A 24,659-nucleotide genomic window follows, 5' to 3' on the forward strand; every position below is an offset into this window, starting at 1 on the left:
AAAAAATGGCAGGTTTCAATACAGCAGTAACCGGTCTAAAAGCAGCCAGTACAGACCTGGATGTGATCGGTAACAACATCGCAAACTCAAGTACCGTAGGTTTTAAAACCTCACGCACCGAGTTTGGTGATATTTACGCAACCGCAGTTGTGGGTGCAGGTTCCTCAAACGTGGCCGGCTCCGGTGTGACTGTTACGGATATCGCTCAGGATTTCCAGGCAGGTACCATTGAGTTCACCAATAACAACCTTGATCTGGCGATCAATGGTTCCGGCTTCTTCCAGTTGGATGATGGTCAGGGCGGTGTGACGTATTCTCGTGCGGGTGCGTTTGAGCTGAACAAAGACGGCTTTATCGTCTCCAAATCCGGTAAATTCCTGCAGGGTTACGGTCTGGATACCGAAGGGAACCGATTGCCGATCGGTAATCTGGCAGTAACCCAGAAGGAAAGCCCGCCAAAGGCGACCGAAGAGATTGATCTGTCGTTTAACATCGATTCCCGCGAAGACGCCGCAACCTTGCTGGCTGACTACGATAAAGATGAGCCAGGCTCCTTTACCTACAGTACGACAGTGCGAACTTTCGACAGTCTGGGTAATGAACACACCATCAAGTTTAACTTTGCCGAAGCGCGTCCTTTTCAGGCTCAGCAGCAGGTCACAGGCATTACTACAGGTGAATCTATTTCGGGTGTAACCATTACCGGACCGGCAGCAACACCGGGTACGCATATGGCCGAATTAACAGGTTACAACGTCGGTGATGTAATCGATTCTTCTTCTGGTTCATCTTTTTTCTCTGAACTGACCGATGCGATTAATGGTGACCCACGTATTCAGAGTATTACGATTGATGACAATACGGACCCTGTAGGTTTCACGATCCGCTTCAAAGCGGAGTACCCGGAGCCCGATCTGGTCGCTATATCATCAGGCCTGACTGCGCTCGAAGTGGATGAAATAGCGGCGAATGAGACCCATACCTTTGCATTTGATGCTGCTACTGCCTTTGGTGGGGTGGATTCGCTTCAGGAAAATACCGTGATCGAAGTGGGTGGTATCACCATCAGTCTGGCGGCGGGCATGACACAGGATGCCGTGGGTCAGGCGATTACAGCAGTTGAAGCTAATATTCTGGATGCCAACCCGGATGTAGAATCGGTTATCTATGATAATGCTTCTAACGAGGTAGTGGTTACCTACAAAGCAGAAGCTGGTGATGTAAATCCGGGTATCCTTGTCGATGCCAACGTCGGTGGCGGTGCAACCAATCCTATCTGGGATGGTACTCAGCCAACAATTAAGCAGGGTGATAACTCCTTTATGGGGGTTTACCGGATGTATGCCTACCTCAATGGCACTGAGCAGCTTGATATTGGTAAAGCGCTGGATCCGGGCGAAATAGGTACAGGTACTGAGCCGGGCCCGATTCTGATCAACTTTAACCCATCCAATGGTTTGCTGAACGGTATTAATGGGGAAACCTTTTCTGCCAGTGCGGTAGTGCCGACCATTACGATTACCGGTGCCGACCCTGCGGATTCCACGACGGTGATTGAGCTGGATGTGACCAACACCACGCAGTTTGCATCTGAATCGATTGTTAAATCCTCTGCTCAGGACGGTTATACCAAGGGTGACCTGATCGGTGTGAGCTTTAGTGAAACCGGTGAAATGGTTGCCAGCTTCTCTAACGGCCAGAACCAGGATCTGGGTGTGGTTGCGATTGCCACCTTCGAAAACCAGTCGGGTCTGCAGCCTGCGGGTGATACGGAGTGGATTTCAACGCTGACCTCAGGTGATGCGATTGTGAACCCGCCGGGAACCGGTCTGAACGGTACCCTGCGATCTGCAGCGCTGGAGCAGTCCAACGTGGATCTGTCAGCCGAGCTGGTAGCGTTGATTGAAGCGCAGCGTAACTTCCAGGCAAACTCGAAAACCATCGAGACCCAGAACACAGTGACACAGGCGATACTGCAGATCTAAACAGATTTTCAGTCAGCTTTTGAAAGGGCCGCTAACCGCGGCCCTTTTTTATTGGCACAAGGTTTGCTTTATCTGTTATCAGACAACGTTATTAAATGACGGCAATCAAAGCGGCAATGCCGCCGGAACGGGAAGTGATAGATGGATAAGGTTCTGTTTTTAGCAATGACCGGGGCGCGGGAAAATATGCTGGCGCAGCAGGCTCATGCCAACAACCTTGCAAATGCCAATACCACGGGGTTCAAAGCTGATCTGGCTCAAGCCCGCGCCATGCAAGTGTTTGGCGAGGGTCATGCTTCACGGGTTTATGCCCAGACGGAGCGTCCGGCCACCGACGTGACCAGCGGTACCCTGATAGAAACCGAGCGCCAGCTGGATGTGGCTGTGGCCGGAGAGGGCTGGTTTGCGGTGATCCGTCCGGATGGAACTGAAGGCTATACCCGTGCCGGTTCACTGCAGATTAATGCCGCCAATCAGTTGGTAACAGGCAGTGGTTTGCCGGTGATGGGCAATGGCGGCATTCCGGTTATTTTGCCGCCCTTTGACAGCGTTGAGATCGCCACAGATGGAACCATTACCGTGAGACCGCTGGGTGAAAATGCTGCGGAGTTGCTGGTGGCTGATCAGATTAAACTGGTGAATCCCGATCCGAAAACAATGTTTAAGGGGCCGGATGGTTTGATGACCACGGGTAACCCCAACCCGGAACAGCCTGACCCGAATGTAAGAATCCGTTCTGGCTATCTCGAAGCAAGTAATGTGAATGCGGTGAGTGAACTGACAGGCATTATCAGTTCATCCCGCCAGTTTGAGATGCAGATCAAAATGATGAAAACCGCCGAAGAAAATTCTGAATCGGCAGCTTCCATCCTGAAAATGAGTTAAGAATCGCCTGAGGAAAGATAGATGCACGGTGCACTGAATGTAGCAAAAACAGGAATGACCGCTCAGGACACTAACCTGAAGGTGATTTCAAACAACCTGGCCAACGTCTCTACGGTCGGCTTTAAGCGTGACAAGCTGGTGTTCGAAGATCTGATGTATCAGGTTCGCCGCCAGCCGGGCGCGCAGAGTGCTGAAGAAGCGCAGTTACCCTCTGGCCTTCAGGTGGGTCTGGGTGTTCGGACCGTAGGCTCACAGAAGTTGTTCAGTACCGGTTCCATAGAGATTACCGATGAAGCCTTCGATGTGGCCATCAACGGTCGTGGTTTTATCCCGGTGACGCTGCCCAACGGTGATGCCGCTTACACGCGCAACGGTCAGTTGCATCTGAACGCGGATGGGGAAGTGGTGACTGCAGAAGGTTATCTGCTGGATCCGGTCATCAACTTACCTGCTGAGGTGACTTCGTTCTCCATCAGTAGTGATGGTGTGGTTGAAGTGACAACGCCGGGTGATGGCACACCCACTCAGATTGGTCAGTTGCAGTTGGCGGATTTTGTAAATCCCCAGGGCCTGCAGGCGCTGGGCCAGAACCTGTTTCAGGAAAGTGCTGCCAGTGGCGCACCTGTTCTGAGTAACCCCGGAGAAAACGGTACCGGCATTATGGTTCAGGGGGCGCTCGAAGGTTCCAATGTAAATGCGGTACAGGAGCTGGTTGACATGATTACCACCCAGCGTGCCTATGAGATGAACTCGAAAGTGATTTCGACAGCGGATGAGATGCTGTCCTTCGTTTCGCAGCAGCTCTAAGTAACGGTTCGAGGAGACTAACGTGAAATCTGTAATCCTGATGGTGATGAGTGCCTGTCTGCTGTTGAGCGGTTGTGTACAGAAACAGGTAAAACCGAATAATCCGGAATACGCACCGGTGCGGCCGCAAGCGTTGATGCAGCCAAAGCCACAGAATGGATCGATCTATAACGCCGCTACCAGCATCAATTTATACGGCGATGGTCGGGCGCATCGGGTGGGAGATATCCTGACAATCACCCTGCAGGAAAGTACCAGCTCGCAGAAGAGTGCCACCACGGATATCGATAAGGAGGGCACCACCACTCTGGAGCAGGCAACGGCGTTTGGTGAACCCGTCACCGCATTTGGCAAACCGGTCAGTTTTTCCCTGCCGACCAGTACGACTGAATTCAGCGGCGATGGCTCTTCGGATATGAGTAATAACCTCAGCGGTAATATCACGGTGACAGTCCACGATGTTCTGCCTAATGGCACGCTGCTGGTCAAAGGTGAGAAGTGGCTGACCCTGAATCAGGGCGATGAGTATATCCGTATCAGCGGTATGGTTCGTCCACAGGATATCAGCTCCGATAATACTGTGGTTTCTACCAAGCTGGCGGACGCACGTATTGCCTACAGCGGTACCGGTGCGGTACATGATTCCAACGTGATGGGCTGGATGTCACGCTTCTTTATCAGCGCAATCTGGCCGTTCTGAGGCGGTAATGAGTATGAATAAGATAATCCTGATAATCGCGGCCCTCCTGTTCAGCGTTGTCGCTGAAGCCGGAAGACTGAAAGATATGGTGAGTGTGTCTGGTGTTCGCTCCAACCAGCTTGTGGGTTATGGATTGGTGGTCGGGCTGGATGGCACCGGGGATAAGACCTCATTCACCTCTCAGACATTCCGCAACATGCTGAACAATTTCGGTGTGGCAATTCCGTCGGATATTAATCCGAAATCCAAGAATATTGCCGCGGTGGCGATCCATGCAGAGCTGCCTGCATTTGCTAAACCCGGTCAGGCGATTGATATCACGGTGTCTGCAATCGGTGATGCGAAAAGTCTGCGTGGCGGCAGCCTGCTGATGTCTCCTATGAAAGGTGCCGATGGTCAGGTTTATGCCATTGCTCAGGGTAATCTGGTGGTTTCCGGGTTTGGCGTACAGGGTGCTGATGGTTCGCGTTTGTCACTCAATGTACCCAGCGTAGGCCGTATTCCTAATGGCGCCATGGTTGAGCGGGCGGTACCGAGCGGTTTTGCTCAGGGTGACAGTCTGGTACTGAATCTGCACCGCCCTGATTTTACCACTTCACGGCGTGTAGCTGAGCAGATCAATCATCTGCTGGGGCCGGGTATGGCAGCTTCCATGGATGCCGCTTCGATTCGAGTGCGGGCGCCGCGGGATCCGAATCAGCGGGTTTCGTTTCTCTCTGTACTGGAAAACCTGAATGTTGAACCGGCCCGTGATGCGGCGAAAGTGGTGATCAATTCGCGCACAGGCACCATCATTATCGGTCAGGATGTCAGTGTATCACCGGTGGCGATTACCCACGGTGGCCTGACCGTTGCGATTACCGAAGATCTGGATGTCGATCAGCCAGATCCATTGGCTGGGGGCGCGACCGTAGTCACACCGCGTACCGGCATTGAAGTGGATGAAGGCTCCGGGCATATGTTTGAGTTTTCTCCGGGGGCGAGCCTAAGTGACATCGTTGAAGCGGTCAATCAGGTGGGCGCAGCACCGGGTGATCTGATGGCCATACTCGAAGCGCTGAAACAGGCCGGCGCCCTGAAAGCGGAACTGGTGGTGATCTGATGATTAAAACCGGCGGCGGCAACGCACAACTTTATTCAGACCTGGCGGAACTGCAGAAACTGAAGAGCAAAACCCGCTCGAACAGTGACGAAGGTCTGCATCAGGCGGCGCAGCAATTCGAGCAGCTTTTCCTGAATATGCTGTTGCGGTCGATGCGTGATGCGAATGCCGCTTTCGGTGACGATAACTTTATGAACAGCAGCCAGACCAAACTTTACCAGAGCATGTTCGACAACCAGATCTCACTGGAAGTCGCTTCGGCAAAAGGTATTGGTCTGACCGACGTGCTGGTACGCCAACTGGGAGGGCAGACTCAGCCCGATTCAGTCGAGCTTAAACCGCTGAACCCGGAGAGCCGTCAACTCAGTCAGGCCTGGGACCAGGCTGCAGCGATCGCCGCATCAGCGCTGCTGGCTAAAGCCGAGGGACAGGAAAATCCGCCGGGCATTAATTTGACCGACGAGCAGAAGCAGACCATCCAAACGGTTTTTGAACAGCAACTGGAAACCTTGTCACAGCAGTCACAGACCCGGGCTGAGATGCCGGATCGCTTTTCATCACCGGAAGAGTTTGTAGACACGCTGGCGCCACTGGCGGAAAAAGTGGCCGCTGAGCTGGGTGTGGATTCCCGGGTGCTTCTGGCGCAGGCAGCGCTGGAGACCGGTTGGGGTAAATATATGGTCCGCTCAGCGGACGGCAGTAACAGTAACAACCTGTTCAATATCAAAGCGGACAGTCGCTGGGCAGGAGCGCGCGCCCAGGTTTCTACCCTGGAATACCGTAACGGTATTGCTCAGCGCGAACAGGCGGCTTTCCGTAGTTATGACAGCTATGAAGATAGCTTCAGGGACTACGTCGATTTTCTGAAAAACAGCCCTCGTTATCAGATGGCACTGGAAAGTGCCGGCGATCCCTATGAATACGTTCGGCATCTGCAGGAGGCGGGTTATGCGACCGATCCTCAATATGCCGAGAAGATTAAAAATATTTTTGATGGTGAGCTGCTGGCCAGCCGCAGCGGTAGTTCTAAAGAGGGGTGAGCCGTAGCCGATAAGCTATGTCTCAGTTCTCCTTAATCGCTTAAGCCGCCAACCGGGCCGCCTCAAAAGGAGTCAGTTATGTCCTACGGTTTATTGAACCTTGGTGTCCAGAGTTTGCAGTCCAACCAGACTGCGCTGGGTGTTACCGGGCAGAATATCAGTAACGTTAACACGGAAGGTTATACCCGTCAGCGTCCGATTTTTCAGTCGCGTGAGGGCATTGCCGGTGTGCAGATCGATGAGATTGATCGTGTCGCCGATGCGTTTCTTAACCGTCAGATCTGGGCTGATAGCGCAACCTACAACAGTTACTATGAGTTTGAGGGCTTTGCCAACGAACTGGATAACCTGATGGCGTCGGATGTGACCAGTGTATCCAAAGCGATGGATGACTATTTTGGCGCGCTGCAGACGGCGGTGGATGATCCGGTCAGCCTGCCAAACCGAGAGTTGTTTATTGCCCAGTCGGAAGCGCTGGTGCAGCGCTTTAACGATCTGGATGCGAATATCCGGCGGCAGAATGACACCATTAATGGCCGTCTGGAAAGTAACCTGCAGACGATCAACGCAATCGCCGGGCATATTGCTGAGCTGAACCATGAGATCTCTATTGCTCAGGCCTCAGGCAATGTAAACAGTGAGCTGCTGGATCATCGTGACGCCAAGCTCGAAGAGCTGTCCGGTTATATCGGGTTTACCACACTGGATCAGCCATCCGGTGAGGTCAGTGTGTTTATCGGCAATGGTGAGCCACTGGTTGTGGGGCTGTCTGCCAACTCGCTAACGACCATCCTCAGCCCGGCCGACAGCAGCCAGTTGAATATCGGTATTCAGAGCGGTAACACGGTTGCGGACATTACCAATCAGGTATCGGGTGGTAAGGTCGGCGGGATTCTGGATTACCGTGAAGATGTGCTGGGCTCTACGCTGGATGAACTGGGCCGTATCGCTCTGGTGTTTGCGGATACGATGAATGAGCAGCACCAGAAAGGCATGGACCTGAATGGCATGATGGGCGGTTTGATGTTTACCGATATCAATAGCACTCAGGCCGCTTCGGACCGGGTTCTGGCAGAGCGGGATAATGCGATACAGGTCAGCTCCCGGATCTATATTGATGATGTCGCGGCACTGGAGGCGTCAGAGTATTCGCTGGATTTCAACAACAATGGTGGTTTCACCCTGACCCGGGAGCAGGACGGCGAGCGCTGGACTAATGGCTCCCTGACTGCCGTGGCTGCGGCCACTGATGTCGATGAGGATGGTGAGTTTTACTTTGACAGCATCAATGGTGATCTGACCCTGCGGGTTGATGGATTTACACTGACCATGTCAGCGTCAGGCGCATTTGGGGCCGGTGATTCGTTTATTCTGCGGCCTACGCGAAATGCGGCATCCGAGATCGACAGTGTGTTAACCGAAGCCAGCCAGTTGGCGCTGGCCGCGCCCTTAGCGACCTCCGCAGACTCTGCCAATATTGGCACCGGCAGCGTCTCGGTAACCATCACCGATAAGGACTTTATGGACCGGGCTCAGGTCACCGGTGAAATGACACCGCCGTTTGATATCAGTTTTCTCTCTCCGCTTGAGATCGTTCCGGCGGTGGGAAATACCGGTGTGGCAGATAACCTGACGGTGACCGATGAAGCGGTGTTTTCTACGGTGACATATCCGCTGACCATTACTGAGGATGGCGCCGGCAACTTTGATGTGAGCGATTCCTCAACGCCGGCCAATACCGTAACCGGCGTGGCCCTGGCGGGTGGGCAGCTGGATCTGAGCGCCAGTTTTGGTATTACCCTGGATATTTCCGGCGTAGCCGCCGGCAGCGGTGAGAGTTTTACGATCCAGCATGACAGTTCGACGGATGTCGGGTTCTATCAGTTTGTCGATGCGGATGGTGACCGCATGGCAGGTGAATATGTTCCGGGCAGTACGATCACCCTGCAGGGATTCGATGTCACCATCAACAACAGCCCGGATATCAATGACCGGTTCAGCATCACTCTGAATGAGGGCGGTGTATCGGATAACCGTAATGCGCTGCTGTTGTCAGATCTGCAGTTCACTAAAACTGTTGAGGGTGCGTCTTATCAGGATAAATATGGCCAGAATGTCGAGCGTGTCGGCACCCGGGCGTCCGTTGCTCAGGTGAATGCTCAGGCGGGCAAGTCTGTGCTGGATGCCAACCGCGAGATGCGCTCCAGTATTGCCGGGGTTAACCTGGATGAAGAGGCCGCAAAACTGGTGCAGTATCAGCAGGCCTATCAGGCCTCCGCGCAACTGATTCGTGCAGCTCAGACGATCTTTGATTCTCTGCTGCAGAGTGTATAGGAGATAAATTATGCGAATCTCTACACAACAGGTTTTCCTGAATAATATCGATAACCTGAATAAAAACAGTTCTGAAGTGTTCAAGACACAGCAGCAGTTGTCCACAGGTAAGCGGGTATTGCAGCCTTCGGATGATCCGCTGGCATCGGCGCAGATTCAGAAGTTCAAGAAAGAAATTGCCCGTTCCGAGCAGTTCGCAGGCAATATTGACGTGGCTCAGCGCCGGTTGGCGCTGGAAGAGGAGACCATCGAGCAGGTCAATAACCTGTCGATTCGTCTGCGTGAACTGGCGATTCAGGGTAAAACCGGTACCCTCGGTACCACTGACCGGCAGGCACTTGCCTCCGAGGTGGGAGAGATCGTGAAGTCGCTCGACAGCCTGATGAATACGAAGGATGTTCAGGGCGAGTATCTGTTTTCGGGTAACAAGGGTTTTACTAAGCCTTATACCTTAGATGCCAGTACCGGCCGCTACGTTTTTAATGGTGACGATGGGCAGCGTTTTCTGCAGGTGGGGCCAGAAAATAAAGTTGCTTCAACCGATTCAGGGTTTGAAGTGTTCGAGAAAATTCCCCGGGTCTCTGGCTACGTAGAGGCGGATATTCAGCAGAGTCTGAATCTGATCGGTGATGTGGATATTGTCGGCGGTGATGCGGAAGCCTTTGGTGATTTTATGGCGGCCAATGGCCCTCTGACGGTGACAGTGACCGGCGGGTTGTTAACAGTAACTGACCGTAAAGGTCAGCCGGTCACGGCCGACGATCCGGCTGTTGCATTAAACGGTTATAACCCGGCAGCTAACCCGAATGCGCCGATTTATGAAATCGCGGGTGTGGAAGTCGAGCTGAATACGGGGGCCGATGGTACGGCAACACTGGATGTGTTCGATCAGCATAATATCCTCAATACAGCCGTAGATCTTCGCGATGCCCTGAACAACTATGACGGCAGTACTGGTGAAGCCCGCGAGCAGTTCAATCAGCAGATGGATTTTATACTCGATAATCTGGCGGGTATTGAGGAGCGTAACGTAGCAGCCCGTTCCAGCATCGGTGGCCGCCAGAATGCGCTGGAACAGCAGGATCTGGTTAACGAGGATTACAAGCTGTTTACTCAGGAAGCGCTCTCCTCGTTTGAAGATCTGGATTATAACGAGGCGATCAGCCGCTTCCAGTTGCAGCAGACCGTGCTGCAGGCATCCTACTCCAGTTTTGCCCGCGTCCAGGAACTTAACCTGTTCAACTTTATCAATTAGCGGTATGGCCGTTGTGCAGAGATGAGTTATCAATAAACCGGCATTCGCCGGTTTTTTTTGTGCTGCACGTTTATGTCATAAATTCTGCTTTTTGCTGTTATTTGAAACTGCGTAAATCACCGCAAGAAAGGGCTTTTTCCACAGGCTGAAATATTTTGTCAGCAAAACTGGTAACTTTTGTTATTGGCGAGTTTGGGCCTTTGAACCATGCTTAATGGCATATTCAAAGCCCGTTGCAATCGATGCAAACCTTCTACTACAGCTGCACCTCTTTCGGGCGGAGGAATAAAAATAACAGTGAGGATAATCACAATGCCTGAATATAAAGCCCCCCTGCGTGATATGAGCTTCGTGCTGAATGAAGTTTTACAGTCGGAAGCGCATTACAGCAATCTGCCCGGCTGTGAAGAAGCCACCCCGGATATGCTCTCTGCGATCATGGAAGAGGGCGCTAAGTTTGCCGAGCGGGTACTGTCACCCCTGAATCAGGTGGGTGATCAGCAGGGTTGCACCTGGAATGACGGGCAGGTAACGACCCCGGAAGGCTTTAAAGAGGCATACCAGCAGTTTGTTGAAGGCGGCTGGCCTTCCCTTTCCCATGAAACCGAATATGGCGGTCAGGGTCTGCCGGAGTCTGTGGGTATTGTTATCAACGAGATGGTCGGCACCGCGAACTGGTCCTGGAGCATGTATCCGGGGTTGAGTCACGGAGCGATGAACACGCTGGGCGCACATGGTACTGAAGAGCAGAAAGAAACCTACCTGACCAAGCTGGTGAGTGGAGAGTGGACCGGCACGATGTGTCTGACCGAGCCGCATTGCGGTACCGATCTGGGGATGCTGCGAACCAAGGCAGAGCCGCAGGCCGATGGCAGCTACAAAATTTCCGGGACTAAAATCTTTATCTCTGCCGGTGAGCACGATATGGCCGATAATATTGTGCATATCGTTCTGGCGCGCCTGCCGGATGCGCCTGAAGGGACTAAGGGTATCTCACTGTTCATTGTACCTAAACACCTGCCGGAAGCACCGGGTGCAGATAACGGCGTCAGTTGTGGCTCTCTGGAACACAAGATGGGGATTCATGGTAACGCCACCTGCGTTATGAATTTTGATAATGCGACAGGCTACCTGATCGGTCCGGCGAACAAAGGCCTGAACTGTATGTTCACCTTTATGAATACGGCACGTCTGGGAACCGCTCTTCAGGGCCTGGCTCACGCGGAATGGGGCTTCCAGAACTCCCTTGAATATGCCAAAGAACGCTTGCAGATGCGTGCCCTGAATGGCCCTGCCTGCCCGGAAAAAGCAGCAGATCCGATTATTGTTCATCCTGAAGTACGCAAAATGCTGCTGACTCAGAAAGCTTTTGCTGAAGCGGGTCGTGCATTGATCTACTACTGTGCCCAGTTGGTAGACAAAGTAAAACTGGCAGAGGGTGAAGAGCAGGCCCAGGCCGATGCGCAACTGGCCTTTCTGACACCGATCGCCAAGGCCTTCCTGACCGAAGTAGGTTTCGAGTCAGCTAACCACGGTCTGCAGATCTTCGGCGGCCATGGCTTCATCGCAGAGTGGGGTATGGAGCAGAACGTACGTGACAGCCGTATCTCCATGCTCTACGAGGGTACTACCCAGATTCAGGCGCTTGACCTGCTGGGCCGTAAGGTCCTGATGACTCAGGGTGAATCACTTAAGGGATTCACCAAGATCATGCATAAGTTCTGTCAGGCCGAATCGGATTGCACAGAGATGTCTGAGTTTATCAAACCACTGGTTGAGCTGAACAAAGAGTGGGGCGAGCTGACCATGAAGATCGGTATGAAAGCGATGCAGAACCGTGATGAAGTGGGAGCTGCCTCGGTGGATTATCTGATGTACTCCGGCTATGTAGTGCTGGGTTACTTCTGGGCGCGTATGGCAAAAGTGGCGCAGGAAAAACTCGCCTCCGGCGAGGGTGATCAGGCGTTCTATCAGGCTAAGCTGACGACTGCCCGTTTCTACTTCGAGCGGATTCTGCCACGCACCCGCTCGCTGGCGGTGACAATGCAGTCCGGTTCAGACAACCTAATGGCAATGGATCAGGAAGATTTCATTTTCTAGGCTGATCCGATGAAAAAAGTGGTTAACAACGTCGCCGGCCGCACTTTGTTGCGCGGCCTGCTTAAGCTGAATGCGATGCGCTACCAGCTAAAAAATAATAAAGATGTAAAGGTGAGTGAGATGAGTGATTTGAAAGCAACATTTGCTGAGATGCAGGGCCGTTTCAATGCTGAAGCTGCAGCGGGAACCGATGCGGTTTTCCAGTATGAGATCAGTGATGGCGGTGCCTGGTATGTTTCTGTGCAAAATGGTGCCTGCGAAGTTGCTGAAGGCAGCAGTGATGATGCTTCCGTCACCCTGCGTATGGACAGCGCAACGCTGGCGGAAGTGATGTCCGGCGAAACCGATGGTATGCAGGCATTTATGACCGGCCGTATCCAGGCGGATGGTGATATTATGCTGGCGACTAAACTGGCTGCGATTTTTCCGGTAGCCTAAGCTGGAAGGGCACAGGGGTGATTCTGTGCCCTTTTTCTCTGAAGGAAGAACCTGCAAGGGTTCTCGATAACAATAATTATACGAGGAACCTCAGATGGTGCAGCAGCTACCTGCCGCCGATACGATTCCGGCCGATCTGAACCACTACGGATTTAAAACGATTCCTGACGTACTGGCATACGTCGTCAAGCAGTTCGGGGCCAGGCCTGCTTTTACCAGTTTTGGCCGCACCATAGACTACAACGAACTCGACCGCCTCTCTGCGGCTTTTGCTGTTTACCTGCAGAAAGAAACCGGCCTGCAGGCGGGTGACCGGGTTGCGATTCAACTGCCCAACCTGATTCAGTACCCGATTGTGTTGTTCGGAATACTCCGGGCGGGATTGGTGGTGGTTAACACCAATCCGCTCTATACCCCGAAAGAGATGGAACATCAGTTCAACGATTCGGGTGCCAAAGCGCTGATTATTCACAAAAGCATGGCGCACAACGCGGAAAAAATTATTGCTAACACCCAGATCGAACACCTGTTTGTGACCCAGGTAGGCGATCTGCATGATTTCATTAAGCGCAATCTGCTGAATGCTGCGGTTAAATATCTGAAGAAGATGGAGCCGGATTACAACTTGCCGCAGGCTGTTCCATTGCGTGAGGCTCTGTATCAATACGACGGCCAGCAGCCCGCCCCGGTTTCTGCTGAAACAGGGGATGTTGCGGTATTGCAGTACACCGGAGGCACCACAGGTGTGTCCAAAGGGGCGGTACTGACTCACGGTAATCTGATCTCGAATATGCTACAGGCCGTAGATCGTCTGACAGTGCCGGGGGTTGAGTGGACAGAAACGGTGATATCGCCGCTACCGCTTTACCATATCTATGCCTTTACCGTGGCTCAGGTGATCTCGCTGATGGGCGGTCACAGTGTTCTGATTCCGAACCCACGTGATATTCCGGGGTTCGTCAAAGAGCTGTCCAAATGGCGGATGAGCGCTTTTGTAGGCTTAAATACCCTGTTTGTTGCGCTGTGTAACAACCCGAAATTTCCTGAACTCGATTTCAGTAACCTTAAATTCACCGCTTCAGGCGGTATGGCGCTTAATCCCTCGACCGCTGTGCTGTGGAAAGAGAAGACCGGCAGCGAAATTATTGAGGGGTACGGTCTGACCGAGACCTCCCCAGCCGTTACTTTTAATCCTCCGCTGAAAAACCGTCCCGGCACCATTGGCCCCCCGGTCTTGCATACTGATGTGCGTATTATTGGCGTTGATGGCGGTGATGTGCCGCAGGGCGAAGCGGGAGAACTTTGTGTAAAAGGCCCGCAGGTGATGCGTGGCTACTGGCAGCGCGAGCGGGAGACACGTTCGGCATTTACCGACGACGGTTACTTTATCACTGGTGATATCGCCAGAGTGGATGAGGCGGGCTATTTCCAGATTGTTGACCGGGCAAAGGATATGATTATTGTCTCGGGCTTTAATGTTTATCCGAATGAGATCGAAGACGTGCTCACGCAGCACCCTGATATTGTTGAATCGGCTGCCATCGGTATCGAAGACGATAAATCCGGCGAGGCGATCAAAGTCTTTGTGGTCAGCAGCAACCCTGACCTGACCCGTGAAGAGGTGCGTGACTGGTGTAAGGATAAGCTGACCCGTTACAAAATTCCGAAACAGGTTGAGTTTGCCGATGAGTTACCTAAATCCAATGTGGGTAAGGTACTGCGCAGAATGCTGAAAGACGTCCCCTCGGACAGTAATGCTGCCTGAGCGGGGAAGAGATGCCTTTGAGCAAGCCGGCCCGGCGCAGGGCGCAGCATAATCGCACCATCTTCTGTAACGGCTTCCTGAGGGAAGACGGATTATGGGATATCGAAGCGGCGATGACCGATGTTAAAACCCATGATGTGGATAACGAAGAGCGGGGCGGTTATGTGGCGGCCGGTGAAGCCTTCCATGATCTGAGCATCCGCCTGACTCTGGATCAGCGTCTGACAATTCATCAGGTAGAGGCCTGTATCGATCGCTCCCCTTTTCGTATGTGCAGTGCAATCAGCAATGCGTTCCGCAAGCTTGAAGGAACCCGTATCGGGCCCGGCTGGCTCAGTCAGGCAAAACAATTGCTCGGCGGGGTTCAGGGCTGTACGCATATGAATGAGCTGTTGCCGGTACTTGCGACCACGGCGGTTCAGAGTATGTGGCCGAGCATGGGGGGACAGGTTCTGACCGAGGGGGCAAAGTTGATGCTCAATAGCTGTCATACCTGGGGGCAGAGCAGTGCCATGGTCAGGCACTACCTGCCGGAACATTATCGTGATGCAGAAAGTGAAACGAGGGAAGGAGAGAACCGGGCATGAGTATTCTGGTACTGAGTGAGAAGCGTGGACAGGTCTTTGAAATCATTCTGAACCGCGCGGAGAAGAAAAATGCACTAACCCTCGCCATGTATGCTGAATTGGTCGCGTTGTTACGTCAGGCCGCCAGTGATGACACGGTTCATGTGGTGTTGATTCGCGGTGAGGGCCGGGCCTTCTCCGCGGGGAATGATATAGGTGACTTTGTTGCCTGCGCCGGTGATCAGGATGGAATCAGTATTATCATTGAGTTTCTGCATACCCTTGCGGCCTTTGAGAAACCGGTTGTCGCTGTGGTGCAGGGTGATGCCGTGGGTATCGGCACCACCATGATGCTGCATTGTGATCTGGTCATGGCTGCCGACGACCTGCGTTGCCAGATGCCGTTCGTCAAACTGGGACTCATTCCTGAAGGCGGCTCGACGCTGCTGTTACCGCAACTACTCGGGCAGCGTAAAGCGTTCGAATTACTGGTTGAAGGACGCCGCTTTGATGCAGAAACCGCTGAGTCGATTGGTCTGGTCAATCAGACGCTGGCACCGGAGAAGTTATTGGAAACTGCCCGTAGCCGTGCGGCGGATTTAGCTGGCATGCCGGCCGAAGCCGTAAAGATCTCCAAGAGGCTGATGAAACAGGCGTACCTGGAGCAACTCCACCGGGTAATGGACGACGAAGGGGAGCGCTTCTATCAACGGCTCTTTTCTGAAGAGGCCAGAGCTGCGTTCAGTGCTTTCCTGCAGCAGAAATCCTGAATCTGTAAGCTTATCTTTTTTATTACCTTCAACCTTCCTGCCGGCCCTTGAGGCCGGTTTTTTTGTGCCTGATCAGTGGTAACAGGGGCGCAGTGAAGGTGGCAGATGAACGGGATTGGTAGCTGTTGAATTATTATTGGCGCTATTTGTACTTAGGTTGTGTGAATTAAAATTAAATATTATCAATAGCTTGCGCGAAAATGATATTTTTTGTCAGCGAACCCGGTTTTTTTTGTCATTGTTGAATCTGAGCTCGTAACTAAGATTGATGCATGGCTCTGGGAGTGAATTTCCCATCTGACAGGAAGCCTGCCACAGCGATATTTTCAGGCTTCAGAATAACAATGAAATTGAGGCGGTTATGAAAGTACTGGTTGCCGTAAAACGGGTAATTGACTACAACGTAAAAGTTCGCGTCAAAGCTGATCAAAGCGACGTCGATCTGGCCAACGTAAAAATGGCCCTGAACCCTTTCTGTGAAATTGCGATTGAAGAAGCGGTGCGCCTGAAAGAAGCAGGCACGGCGGACGAAGTGGTTGTAGTTTCTGTCGGCAGCAAAGCCTGTGAAGAGCAGATCCGCACAGCACTGGCGCTGGGAGCTGACCGTGGTATCCGTATCGATACTGAGGATGCGCCGGATTCTCTCTCTGTTGCTAAGTTGCTGGCAAAGATCGTTGAAAAAGAAGCGCCGGGTCTGGTGATTCTGGGTAAGCAGGCGATCGACTCTGACAATAATCAGACGGGTCAGATGCTGGCAGCGCTGCTGGATCGCCCGCAGGGTACCTTCGCTTCGGCGGTGAAAGTGGCCGAAGATAAAGTCCAGGTTACCCGTGAAGTCGACGGCGGCCTGCAAACTGTCGAGCTGGCTATGCCCGCAATCGTGACCACTGATCTGCGCCTCAACGAGCCACGTTATGCCTCACTGCCCAATATCATGAAAGCCAAGCGTAAGCCGCTTGACGTAATCTCCCCGGATGAGTTGAACCTGTCCGTCTCCAGCAATATCACCCTGTTGAGTGTTGAACCTCCTGCAGAGCGTCAGGCGGGTATTAAAGTCGGTTCTGTTGATGAGCTGGTGGAAAAACTGCGCAACGAAGCCAAAGTGATCTGAGGAGTTTGAAACAATGACTATTCTTGTATTGGCGGAACACGACAATAAAGAGCTGAAGCCGGTGACGCTGAATACTCTGGCTGCAGCACAGGCGATCGGTGGTGAGATCCATTTGCTGGTCGCGGGCAGTGATTGCCAGGCGGTAGCCGATGCTGCGGTTCAGGTGGAGGGCGTAAGTAAGGTTTTGCTGGCAGATAACCCTGCCTATGAGCATCAACTGGCCGAAAACGTCGGCAAACTGATGCTGACGGTGGCGGCCGGATACAGCCATATTCTGGCGTCGGCGACCACCACCGGTAAGAACGTACTGCCTCGTGTGGCTGCGTTGCTGGATGTAAATCAGCTATCTGACATTGTCGCGGTGGAATCAGCAGACACGTTCAAGCGTCCGATCTATGCGGGTAATGCCATTGCTAAAGTTCAGTCTGCCGACGCGGTGAAAGTGATCACCGTGCGTGGTACAGCATTTGATCCGGTCGCGAGTACCGGGGGAAGTGCAGACATTCAGATGATTGCTGAAGCCTGTGATGCCGGTGTGTCTGGTTTCGTTGGTGAAGAGCTGGCACAGAGTGACCGCCCTGAACTGACCGCAGCCTCGGTTGTGGTCTCCGGTGGTCGCGGTATGGGCAACGGTGAAAACTTTGAGTTGCTCTATCAGGTTGCTGACAAGCTGGGTGCAGCGGTGGGAGCCTCCCGCGCTGCAGTCGATGCGGGCTTTGTGCCAAATGATATGCAGGTGGGGCAGACCGGCAAAATGGTCGCACCGGAACTGTATATTGCTGTGGGTATCTCCGGGGCAATTCAGCATCTGGCGGGAATGAAAGATTCCAAGGTGATCGTGGCTATCAATAAAGATGAAGAGGCCCCGATCTTCCAGGTAGCGGATTACGGTCTGGTTGCAGACCTGTTTGAAGCAGTACCGGAACTGCAAGGTAAACTTTGATCAGGGGGGTGCCGGGCCCGGTTGGCAAGGCACCGTAGTATAACAATAATCCCGAACCGCTCCGGTTTACCCGGAGCCAGAAACTACGGAGCAACTTAGATGCTTTTCGAAGGACAAACGATTCAGGTGACGTCGGTCGAAGATGGAATCTACGATGTGGTTTTCAACCGCAAAGAAGACGCTGTTAACAAACTCGATCAGGCAACACTGGCTGAACTGCGTGAAGCGGTAGCCCTGTTAGCGGGCACCGAAGGTATTCGTGGTGTTATTTTCTCCAGCGCCAAAGAGAGCTTTATTGTAGGCGCTGATATTACAGAATTTATGCAGATGTTCTCTGCCACAGAGGACGAGATCGTTGCGGGTCTGCTGAGTATCCATGAGATCTTCAATGCGATTGAAGACCTGCCATGCCCGACCGTTGCCGCGATCAATGGTCTGGCGCTCGGGGGTGGATTTGAAGTCTGTCTGGCCACCGATTACCGGGTGCTGGCAGAGGGCGCAAAAGTCGGTCTGCCGGAAGTGAAGCTGGGTATCTACCCGGGCTGGGGTGGCACCGTGCGTCTGCCGCGTCTGATTGGTGTGGATAACGCCAATGAGTGGGTTTGCGGTGGTGTTGAGAAGCGTGCTGCTGCGGCACTGAAAGACGGTGCTGTGGATGCCGTGGTTGCTCAGGATCAGGTGAAGGTGGCAGCGCTGGATCTGGTTAAGGGCTGTCAGGCCGGTAAGTTTGATTATCAGGCTCGCCGCACCGAGAAAACGAGCCCGATCAAGCTGAATCAGATCGAACAGATGATGGCCTTTGAATCTGCTAAGGGTGTTATCGGCGGCAAGGCCGGGCCTCATTACCCGGCACCGATGGCGGCACTGAAAACCATTCAGAAGCACGCTAATCTGCCGCGTGAGAAGGCGATTGAAGTCGAAGCTAAAGGCTTCGTTAAAGTGGCTAAATCCGATGTCTGTGCGGCACTGGTTGGCCTGTTTATGAAAGATCAGCAGATCAAGAAGATCAGCAAAGGCTTTGAAAAGCAGGCAGAGCCGGTGAAGAAAGCCGCTGTGCTGGGTGCCGGTATCATGGGCGGGGGGGTGGCTTATCAGTCTGCCTCTAAAGGCACCCCGATCCTGATGAAGGATATTAACGATGCAGCCCTGCAGCTCGGTCTGGATGAAGCGACCAAACTGCTAAACAAACAGGTTTCCCGTGGCCGCATGGATGCCATGAAGATGGCTGGCGTGCTGAACAAGATCACGCCGACGCTGAATTACGGCGATTTTGGTTCGGTTGATCTGGTTGTCGAAGCGGTGGTTGAAAACCCGAATGTGAAGAAAGCGGTGCTGGCTGAGGTCGAAGATACTCTGCCGGAAGGTGCGGTACTGACCTCCAATACGTCTACGATCTCGATCACAGAGCTGGCGACGGCACTGAAAAAACCGGAGAACTTCTGTGGTATGCACTTCTTCAACCCGGTACATCAGATGCCGCTGGTTGAAGTCATTCGTGGCGAAAAAACCTCCGAAGAGGCCGTGGCCCGCACCGTGGCTTACGCAAAAGCGATGGGTAAAACGCCAATCGTTGTTAATGACTGCCCGGGCTTCCTGGTTAACCGGGTACTGTTCCCTTACTTCGGCGGTTTCAGTGCGCTGGTATCCGACGGCGCTGACTTCCATCAGATCGACAAAGTGATGGAAGGCTTCGGCTGGCCGATGGGCCCGGCTTATCTGCTCGATGTGGTCGGTATTGATACCGCGCATCATGCGGACGCAGTGATGGCTGAAGGTTTCCCTGACCGTATGAGTCACGAAGGTGAAAACGCTATCGACCGTATGTATAAACTGGAGCGTTTCGGTCAGAAAAACAGCAAAGGTTTCTATCGCTACGAGATTGATCGTAAAGGTAAGCCGAAGAAGCTGGAAGATGAAGAGGTACCTGCTCTGCTGGCGGATGTGGTGGCTGCCTCCCGCGAATTCAGCGATCAGGAGATTATCGAGCGGATGATGATTCCTCTGTGTATCGAAACGGTTCGCTGTCTCGAAGATGGTATCGTCGCCAGCCCGGCCGAAGCGGATATGGGTCTGATCTACGGTATCGGCTTCCCTCCATTCCGTGGTGGCGCGCTGCACTATCTGGATCAGATGGGTCTGGATACGTTCTGTGAAATGACGAAGAAATATGAAGCGCTTGGTCCGCTCTATCAGCCGACTGAGAAAATGAAACAGATGGCCGCTTCCGGCGAAAAGTATTTCGGTTAAGGGGTAGAAAAAATGAACTTGAAACCAACTGACGTAGTTATCGTTGACGGTGTTCGTACCCCGATGGGTAAATCCAGAAATGGTTCATTCCGCAATGTGCGCTCTGAAGCGCTGTCTGCTGCGGTGATGAAAGGCCTGCTGGCACGTAACCCGGAGCTTAAGCCGGAAGCGATTGAAGATATTATGTGGGGCTGTGTTAACCAGACTCTGGAACAGGGCTTCAACATCGGTCGTAATGCAGCGGTACTGGCGGGTATTCCGCATACGGTAGCGGCGCAGACCATTAACCGCCTCTGCGGTTCCTCCATGGCAGCCCTGCATGCAGCAGCACAGGCGATCATGACCGGAAACGGCGATGTCTTCATTGCCGGTGGTGTAGAACATATGGGGCATGTCTCAATGACTCATGGTGTTGATGTTAACCCGGAGATGTCCAAGCAGGTGGCTAAAGCCGCAATGCTGATGGGCGTGACTGCAGAGATGCTGGGTAAGATGAACGGTATCAGCCGTGAGATGCAGGATGAGTTTGCCGCCCGCTCTCACCGTCTGGCACACCAGGCGCATCTTGATGGTCTCTGGGATAACGAAATCATCCCGGTAGAAGGTCACGATGAGCATGGCTTTAAATCTCTGCTCGAAGCCGATGAGGTGATCCGTCCGGAAACCACGGTGGAGACCCTGAGCGCACTGAAACCGGTATTTGTGCCGAAAGTGGGTACGGTAACGGCGGGTACATCCTCTGCTTACTCTGATGGTGCATCAGCCATGCTGGTGATGTCTGCGGCGAAAGCGGAAGAGCTGGGCCTGAAGCCACGCGCGCGCATTGTCAGCATGGCCGTCGCGGGTTGTGATCCTTCCATCATGGGTTACGGTCCGGTACCGGCAACACAGAAAGCACTGAAACGCGCGGGTCTGAAGATCGACGATATCGATTATGTTGAGCTGAACGAAGCGTTTGCGGCACAGGGCTTGTCTGTGCTCAAAGGTCTGAATCTGCTCGACCAGATGGAAGAAAAAGTAAACCTGAAAGGTGGTGCGATCGCACTGGGTCACCCGCTGGGTTGTTCCGGTACCCGTATTACCAACACCCTGATGAACGTTCTGGAACAGAAGGACGGAACATTAGGCCTGGCGACTATGTGTATTGGCATGGGTCAGGGGATCTCCACTGTAATTGAACGGCTCTGATCGGGCCGCTCAGTTACGCATCCTTGAGTGACTTCGCTCTAAGCTATCTTGCCCCGCCTTATGGCGGGGCTTTTTTATAGATAATCCTCAGTGGGTGAGTTGAAACGATAAAGCCGGGTTTCCCCGGCTTTATTGCATTATTCGACACCCTGACGGACGTTGCTCAGATATCTTCATCCTCATCGAGCAACTCCATACCGGCGAGCGGATCATCGTCGCTGTAGGAGGCTTTTGGCTTATCCTGAGGGGCTTCTTCAGGCGCGCTTTCTTCTTCGGTGGTCAGGTTCATGCGCAGGCGCATATCATTGGCAGAGTCTGCATTGATGATCGCCTGATCCTGTGTGATCTTGCCCTCTTTGAACAGACGGTACAGGGAGTCATCGAACGTTTGCATTCCCGTTGTATCACCACCTTTGGCCATGACTTCCTTGATGGCTTTAACGTCACCTTTCATGATCAGTTCCTGCACACTGGAAGTACCGAGCATGATCTCAATAGCGGCGCAACGCTTACCGTCGATGGTCGGGATCAGTCGCTGCGAGATGATCGCTTTAATGTTCAGGGCCAGATCGTGAAAGATCTGTTTGTGCCGGGCCTGTGGGAAAAAGTTAATGATACGGTCGATTGCCTGGTTGGCATTGTTAGCGTGCAGGGTTGAGATCGCCAGATGGCCGGTTTCAGCGTAGGTCAGGCACTGTTCCATGGTCTCCTGATCGCGGATCTCACCGATGAGAATAACATCCGGTGCCTGACGCAGGGCGTTTTTCAGGGCGCTGTGGAAGTTACGGGTATCCACACCGACTTCACGCTGGTTGATCAGCGATTTTCGGTGGGTGTGGACAAACTCAATCGGGTCTTCAATGGTGATGATATGGCCGCCGCTGTTGCGGTTGCGGTGATCAATCAAGGCCGCCAGTGAGGTGGATTTACCTGAGCCTGTCGCCCCTACAAACAGTACCAGCCCACGTTTTTCCATGATCACATCTTTCAGCACGGGGGGCAGCCCCAATGATTCCATCTGGGGAATCTCGGCTTTGATATTACGCGCCACGATGGAGAACTGATTGCGCTGCTTAAAGATGTTGATACGGTAGCGCGCAACTTTCGGGATGGAGTAAGCCAGGTTCATCTCCAGCTCCTCTTCAAATGTTGCCTGTTGCTGTTCATCCATCAGCGAACGGGCGATCGCTTCGATCTCTCCCGGCTTGTAGGGTTCTTTGCTCAGGGGTGTCAGTTTGCCTTCAAACTTAGCGCAGGGCGGGGCGCCAGTGGTCAGATATAAGTCGGAGCCATCGCGCTTTGCCAGAAGGGTGAGGCAATCCTGAAAATCCATAGGGTAAGTCCTTACTGCACAATTCGAAAAATTACTTAGAGAGTGTAGTGTATTGAGCCGGGACCGTCATCAGAATCATCGGCTATAACCGGTCAGGGCGGCTTTGCTGAGGGTGATGAAAAGCCTTAAAACATGAGGTGGGTGAACTGGCGGTTTAGCCGTGTACAGATGTATCAGCCAGTTTCCAGTTCTGCCAGAAGCGCCGGAATAAACTCAAGTTGCTGATCGGTGCCGGTTTGCCTTTTCTGTTGTGCCAGAAGGGCTGCGTTGGCGGCCTGAAATATTCGTGACTGCAACGGATTCTGCGGAATGCTCTGGCCACTCCTGACGGATTGTTCGCAGAGTGCGGCATCGGGTGAGCTGAACCAGCGGCAGGAGAGCGGGCGGTGGGCATAGATGGTACAACGCTGGTTCTGATCCAGAAACGGGCAGGGGGCGCGGAACAGGGGCGGCTGACGCCGGGCGATGTTGTCGCGCAGTTTATCGCAAAGTTGTTTTAGTGAGCCGTCACTCAGAGAGTTTCTGAGGTGAGTGGCGATATCCTGAATAGCCTGATGCGGGGTCTGGATCGGAAATGAGCAGCAGTGACTGCAGCCTTCACGGCAGGCTATTTTGCTGTTATCCGGGAAGTGCTGAGTAAACGCCAGCCGGGCATCCTCAATATACTGCCAGGTGACCGCCAACTGATCGGAAGGGTTATCGAGGGATTCGATGGTGGAATAAATCTGTTTACCCAGATTTTCGAACAGGGCTTCGTAGTCTGCTGTGACCTGCTGTAAGCGGGAGGCTACGTCGGCAACATCGGCGGTAGAGAAAAAGACCTGTTTATCGGGCATGGGGTAACCTGCAGAGGTAAACAGGCACAGTGTACCTCAGTCAGGCTGAGGGAGTGAAATCCGGTACTCAGAGGCGCTGCGGCCATGTCTGGAATCATAAGCACGAATGAAAACGTGCCCATTACCGGATGGGATGGTTACTGAATTCAGTCCGCGGGTAAAGGGTTGCTCATCCACATGAGGATGGTGCAGAACCCGGGTAGCGATCACCGCCCCCTCAGGGGTAACGACTTCCCAGCGATTGGCGTAGTGTTCCCAACCACTGTCGGCGTGCTTCAGGGTCACCTGAAAATGGTAGCTACCATCGCTGTTTCTGTTCGCCTCAGCGGCAAGGATCTCTACCTCGCCGGCGTAGGCTGACAAACTGAGCAGGTAACTGAATAGAACAGGAACAGTCTGGATCAGTGGACGCATGCTTCAACTCCCTGAGGGTCAGTAATACTCAGATCGTGTTGCGCCGGTTCAGTTCCCTGTCGGGGGTGATTCAAGTTGTTTGCGGATCAGCGCAGCGGTTTCCACTGGCTGCTCGAAGGGAAACAGGTGGCCCCCTTCAATGCCGACCAGTTGTATATCCGGGAAATTGCGACGCCACCACTGCCGGTCACTGCGGCTGAACAGATCGCTGTGTTCACCGTATATGACGCAGCCCCTGACCGTTTTAAGGCAGCGGGGGGCGCTAAGCAGTACGTTGCGGAATATGTCGGCTTCTATTTCCGGCGCGATACTGAGTTCGACACCCTGATCGGTATCTCTGAGTCCATAACGGATATAGTCAGCAAAACAGTTCGGGTGGAATGTCTTAAACAGGCGCTTACCGCGAAAGTAGGTTGCTGCCTGCTGGCGATCAGTAAACACCGCTCGCCTTTTTTCCGCGCGCCCGGCCGGTGTAATTCGGTCGATCAGCCCCATCTTTTTAATCAGTCTGAGCAGGTAGCGCTTGCGTCGACTGAACAGAACCGGATCCAGCAGGATGACCTGAGAGAACAGGTCCGGGCGCAGCGCGGCGGCAATCAGGGTAACCACAGCACCGGCTGAGTGACCCATACCTACAATCGGGCTTTGTCCGCGTTGCTCAATATCCCGTATCAGCTCCCGGGCGTAGTTTCTGAGGTCATTGTTCAGCGGGTAATCGCCATGCCCCATTTTCTCGACATAACTGACCTGACAACCCGCGAGTTGGCTGAACAGGAAGTTGTAACTGCTGCCGGGAAAACCATTGGCATGGCTGAACTGGATGGTGGACATCGGGTTACC

General features: G+C 53.2%; 21 protein-coding genes. 17 read left to right on the top strand and 4 right to left on the bottom strand.

Features of this window, described 5'->3' with window-relative positions; all coding sequences use genetic code 11:
• Positions 1–5: 5 nt before the first annotated feature.
• The 17 genes from QUD59_RS10315 to fadA all read left to right on the top strand — a co-directional run bounded on the left by QUD59_RS10315 (position 6) and on the right by fadA (position 21,236).
• Positions 6–1,985 carry a flagellar hook-basal body complex protein gene (locus QUD59_RS10315; RefSeq protein ID WP_286236878.1) on the top strand — a complete coding sequence of 660 codons (1,980 nt, stop codon included), beginning with the start codon at positions 6–8 and terminating at the stop codon, positions 1,983–1,985.
• Between the two features lie 141 nt (positions 1,986–2,126).
• Positions 2,127–2,870, top strand: coding sequence for a flagellar basal body rod protein FlgF (locus tag QUD59_RS10320; RefSeq protein ID WP_286236880.1), 744 nt, complete (start codon positions 2,127–2,129; stop codon positions 2,868–2,870).
• A 21-nt stretch (positions 2,871–2,891) separates the two neighbouring features.
• Positions 2,892–3,677: a flagellar basal-body rod protein FlgG gene (gene flgG, locus QUD59_RS10325; protein ID WP_286236881.1), complete on the top strand. Its 786-nt coding sequence runs from the start codon at positions 2,892–2,894 to the stop codon at positions 3,675–3,677.
• 22 nt (positions 3,678–3,699) lie between these two features.
• Positions 3,700–4,377, top strand: coding sequence for a flagellar basal body L-ring protein FlgH (gene flgH / locus QUD59_RS10330; protein WP_286236882.1), 678 nt, complete (start codon positions 3,700–3,702; stop codon positions 4,375–4,377).
• A 13-nt stretch (positions 4,378–4,390) separates the two neighbouring features.
• Positions 4,391–5,479 (top strand): flagellar basal body P-ring protein FlgI, encoded by a 1,089-nt coding sequence (locus QUD59_RS10335; protein ID WP_286236883.1) that lies wholly within the window; start codon positions 4,391–4,393, stop codon positions 5,477–5,479.
• Entirely contained in the window at positions 5,479–6,519 is a 1,041-nt protein-coding gene (flgJ, locus tag QUD59_RS10340; protein ID WP_286236884.1) for a flagellar assembly peptidoglycan hydrolase FlgJ, read from the top strand. Before QUD59_RS10335 ends, flgJ begins: the two co-directional genes overlap by 1 nt.
• 78 nt (positions 6,520–6,597) lie before the next feature.
• Positions 6,598–8,853, top strand: a complete 2,256-nt coding sequence (gene flgK, locus QUD59_RS10345) for a flagellar hook-associated protein FlgK (RefSeq protein ID WP_286236885.1) — start codon at positions 6,598–6,600, stop codon at positions 8,851–8,853.
• Between the two features lie 10 nt (positions 8,854–8,863).
• Positions 8,864–10,108: a flagellar hook-associated protein FlgL gene (gene flgL / locus QUD59_RS10350; RefSeq protein ID WP_286236886.1), complete on the top strand. Its 1,245-nt coding sequence runs from the start codon at positions 8,864–8,866 to the stop codon at positions 10,106–10,108.
• Between the two features lie 312 nt (positions 10,109–10,420).
• On the top strand, positions 10,421–12,208 hold the full coding sequence (locus tag QUD59_RS10355) for an acyl-CoA dehydrogenase C-terminal domain-containing protein (protein ID WP_286236887.1): 1,788 nt from the start codon (positions 10,421–10,423) through the stop codon (positions 12,206–12,208).
• Positions 12,209–12,217: 9 nt separating this feature from the next.
• Complete coding sequence (locus QUD59_RS10360) at positions 12,218–12,646, top strand: SCP2 sterol-binding domain-containing protein (protein WP_350227781.1); 429 nt, start codon at positions 12,218–12,220, stop codon at positions 12,644–12,646.
• A gap of 94 nt (positions 12,647–12,740) precedes the next feature.
• Entirely contained in the window at positions 12,741–14,411 is a 1,671-nt protein-coding gene (locus QUD59_RS10365) for an AMP-binding protein (RefSeq protein WP_286236888.1), read from the top strand.
• A gap of 11 nt (positions 14,412–14,422) precedes the next feature.
• Positions 14,423–14,998, top strand: coding sequence for a DUF2889 domain-containing protein (locus QUD59_RS10370; RefSeq protein ID WP_286236889.1), 576 nt, complete (start codon positions 14,423–14,425; stop codon positions 14,996–14,998).
• Positions 14,995–15,747 (top strand): enoyl-CoA hydratase/isomerase family protein, encoded by a 753-nt coding sequence (locus tag QUD59_RS10375; RefSeq protein WP_286236890.1) that lies wholly within the window; start codon positions 14,995–14,997, stop codon positions 15,745–15,747. The genes QUD59_RS10370 and QUD59_RS10375 overlap by 4 nt, the downstream gene beginning before the upstream one ends.
• A gap of 361 nt (positions 15,748–16,108) precedes the next feature.
• Complete coding sequence (locus tag QUD59_RS10380; RefSeq protein ID WP_286236891.1) at positions 16,109–16,858, top strand: electron transfer flavoprotein subunit beta/FixA family protein; 750 nt, start codon at positions 16,109–16,111, stop codon at positions 16,856–16,858.
• Between the two features lie 13 nt (positions 16,859–16,871).
• Positions 16,872–17,801 carry an electron transfer flavoprotein subunit alpha/FixB family protein gene (locus tag QUD59_RS10385; protein WP_286236893.1) on the top strand — a complete coding sequence of 310 codons (930 nt, stop codon included), beginning with the start codon at positions 16,872–16,874 and terminating at the stop codon, positions 17,799–17,801.
• 99 nt (positions 17,802–17,900) lie between these two features.
• On the top strand, positions 17,901–20,048 hold the full coding sequence (gene fadB, locus QUD59_RS10390) for a fatty acid oxidation complex subunit alpha FadB (protein ID WP_286236895.1): 2,148 nt from the start codon (positions 17,901–17,903) through the stop codon (positions 20,046–20,048).
• A 12-nt stretch (positions 20,049–20,060) separates the two neighbouring features.
• Positions 20,061–21,236, top strand: a complete 1,176-nt coding sequence (fadA, locus tag QUD59_RS10395; RefSeq protein ID WP_286236897.1) for an acetyl-CoA C-acyltransferase FadA — start codon at positions 20,061–20,063, stop codon at positions 21,234–21,236.
• 163 nt (positions 21,237–21,399) lie between these two features.
• Here fadA and QUD59_RS10400 read toward each other — a convergent pair whose 3' ends face one another.
• The 4 genes from QUD59_RS10400 to QUD59_RS10415 all read right to left on the bottom strand — a co-directional run bounded on the left by QUD59_RS10400 (position 21,400) and on the right by QUD59_RS10415 (position 24,650).
• Positions 21,400–22,569, bottom strand: coding sequence for a PilT/PilU family type 4a pilus ATPase (locus QUD59_RS10400; RefSeq protein WP_286236898.1), 1,170 nt, complete (start codon positions 22,567–22,569; stop codon positions 21,400–21,402).
• A 173-nt stretch (positions 22,570–22,742) separates the two neighbouring features.
• Positions 22,743–23,405, bottom strand: a complete 663-nt coding sequence (locus QUD59_RS10405; RefSeq protein WP_286236899.1) for a YkgJ family cysteine cluster protein — start codon at positions 23,403–23,405, stop codon at positions 22,743–22,745.
• 36 nt (positions 23,406–23,441) lie between these two features.
• The gene (locus QUD59_RS10410; RefSeq protein ID WP_286236901.1) at positions 23,442–23,819 is read right to left on the bottom strand and encodes a hypothetical protein; all 378 of its coding nucleotides are present in this window, start codon (positions 23,817–23,819) and stop codon (positions 23,442–23,444) included.
• A 48-nt stretch (positions 23,820–23,867) separates the two neighbouring features.
• Positions 23,868–24,650 carry an alpha/beta fold hydrolase gene (locus tag QUD59_RS10415; RefSeq protein ID WP_286236902.1) on the bottom strand — a complete coding sequence of 261 codons (783 nt, stop codon included), beginning with the start codon at positions 24,648–24,650 and terminating at the stop codon, positions 23,868–23,870.
• Positions 24,651–24,659 lie beyond the last annotated feature (9 nt).

This window comes from Neptuniibacter halophilus (assembly GCF_030295765.1).
In the GTDB taxonomy this organism is placed as follows: domain Bacteria; phylum Pseudomonadota; class Gammaproteobacteria; order Pseudomonadales; family Balneatricaceae; genus Neptuniibacter; species Neptuniibacter halophilus.

Coding starts and splice junctions, on each gene's coding strand:
- QUD59_RS10355 (WP_286236887.1), top strand. CDS start 10,421: ATGCCTGAATATAAAGCCCCCCTGCGTGATATGAGCTTCGTGCTGAAT.
- flgJ (WP_286236884.1), top strand. CDS start 5,479: ATGATTAAAACCGGCGGCGGCAACGCACAACTTTATTCAGACCTGGCG.
- QUD59_RS10410 (WP_286236901.1), bottom strand. CDS start 23,819: ATGCGTCCACTGATCCAGACTGTTCCTGTTCTATTCAGTTACCTGCTC.
- flgL (WP_286236886.1), top strand. CDS start 8,864: ATGCGAATCTCTACACAACAGGTTTTCCTGAATAATATCGATAACCTG.
- fadB (WP_286236895.1), top strand. CDS start 17,901: ATGCTTTTCGAAGGACAAACGATTCAGGTGACGTCGGTCGAAGATGGA.
- flgG (WP_286236881.1), top strand. CDS start 2,892: ATGCACGGTGCACTGAATGTAGCAAAAACAGGAATGACCGCTCAGGAC.
- QUD59_RS10385 (WP_286236893.1), top strand. CDS start 16,872: ATGACTATTCTTGTATTGGCGGAACACGACAATAAAGAGCTGAAGCCG.
- fadA (WP_286236897.1), top strand. CDS start 20,061: ATGAACTTGAAACCAACTGACGTAGTTATCGTTGACGGTGTTCGTACC.
- QUD59_RS10415 (WP_286236902.1), bottom strand. CDS start 24,650: ATGTCCACCATCCAGTTCAGCCATGCCAATGGTTTTCCCGGCAGCAGT.
- QUD59_RS10360 (WP_350227781.1), top strand. CDS start 12,218: ATGAAAAAAGTGGTTAACAACGTCGCCGGCCGCACTTTGTTGCGCGGC.
- QUD59_RS10375 (WP_286236890.1), top strand. CDS start 14,995: ATGAGTATTCTGGTACTGAGTGAGAAGCGTGGACAGGTCTTTGAAATC.
- QUD59_RS10400 (WP_286236898.1), bottom strand. CDS start 22,569: ATGGATTTTCAGGATTGCCTCACCCTTCTGGCAAAGCGCGATGGCTCC.
- QUD59_RS10405 (WP_286236899.1), bottom strand. CDS start 23,405: ATGCCCGATAAACAGGTCTTTTTCTCTACCGCCGATGTTGCCGACGTA.
- QUD59_RS10370 (WP_286236889.1), top strand. CDS start 14,423: ATGCCTTTGAGCAAGCCGGCCCGGCGCAGGGCGCAGCATAATCGCACC.
- QUD59_RS10335 (WP_286236883.1), top strand. CDS start 4,391: ATGAATAAGATAATCCTGATAATCGCGGCCCTCCTGTTCAGCGTTGTC.
- QUD59_RS10315 (WP_286236878.1), top strand. CDS start 6: ATGGCAGGTTTCAATACAGCAGTAACCGGTCTAAAAGCAGCCAGTACA.
- QUD59_RS10365 (WP_286236888.1), top strand. CDS start 12,741: ATGGTGCAGCAGCTACCTGCCGCCGATACGATTCCGGCCGATCTGAAC.
- QUD59_RS10320 (WP_286236880.1), top strand. CDS start 2,127: ATGGATAAGGTTCTGTTTTTAGCAATGACCGGGGCGCGGGAAAATATG.
- QUD59_RS10380 (WP_286236891.1), top strand. CDS start 16,109: ATGAAAGTACTGGTTGCCGTAAAACGGGTAATTGACTACAACGTAAAA.
- flgK (WP_286236885.1), top strand. CDS start 6,598: ATGTCCTACGGTTTATTGAACCTTGGTGTCCAGAGTTTGCAGTCCAAC.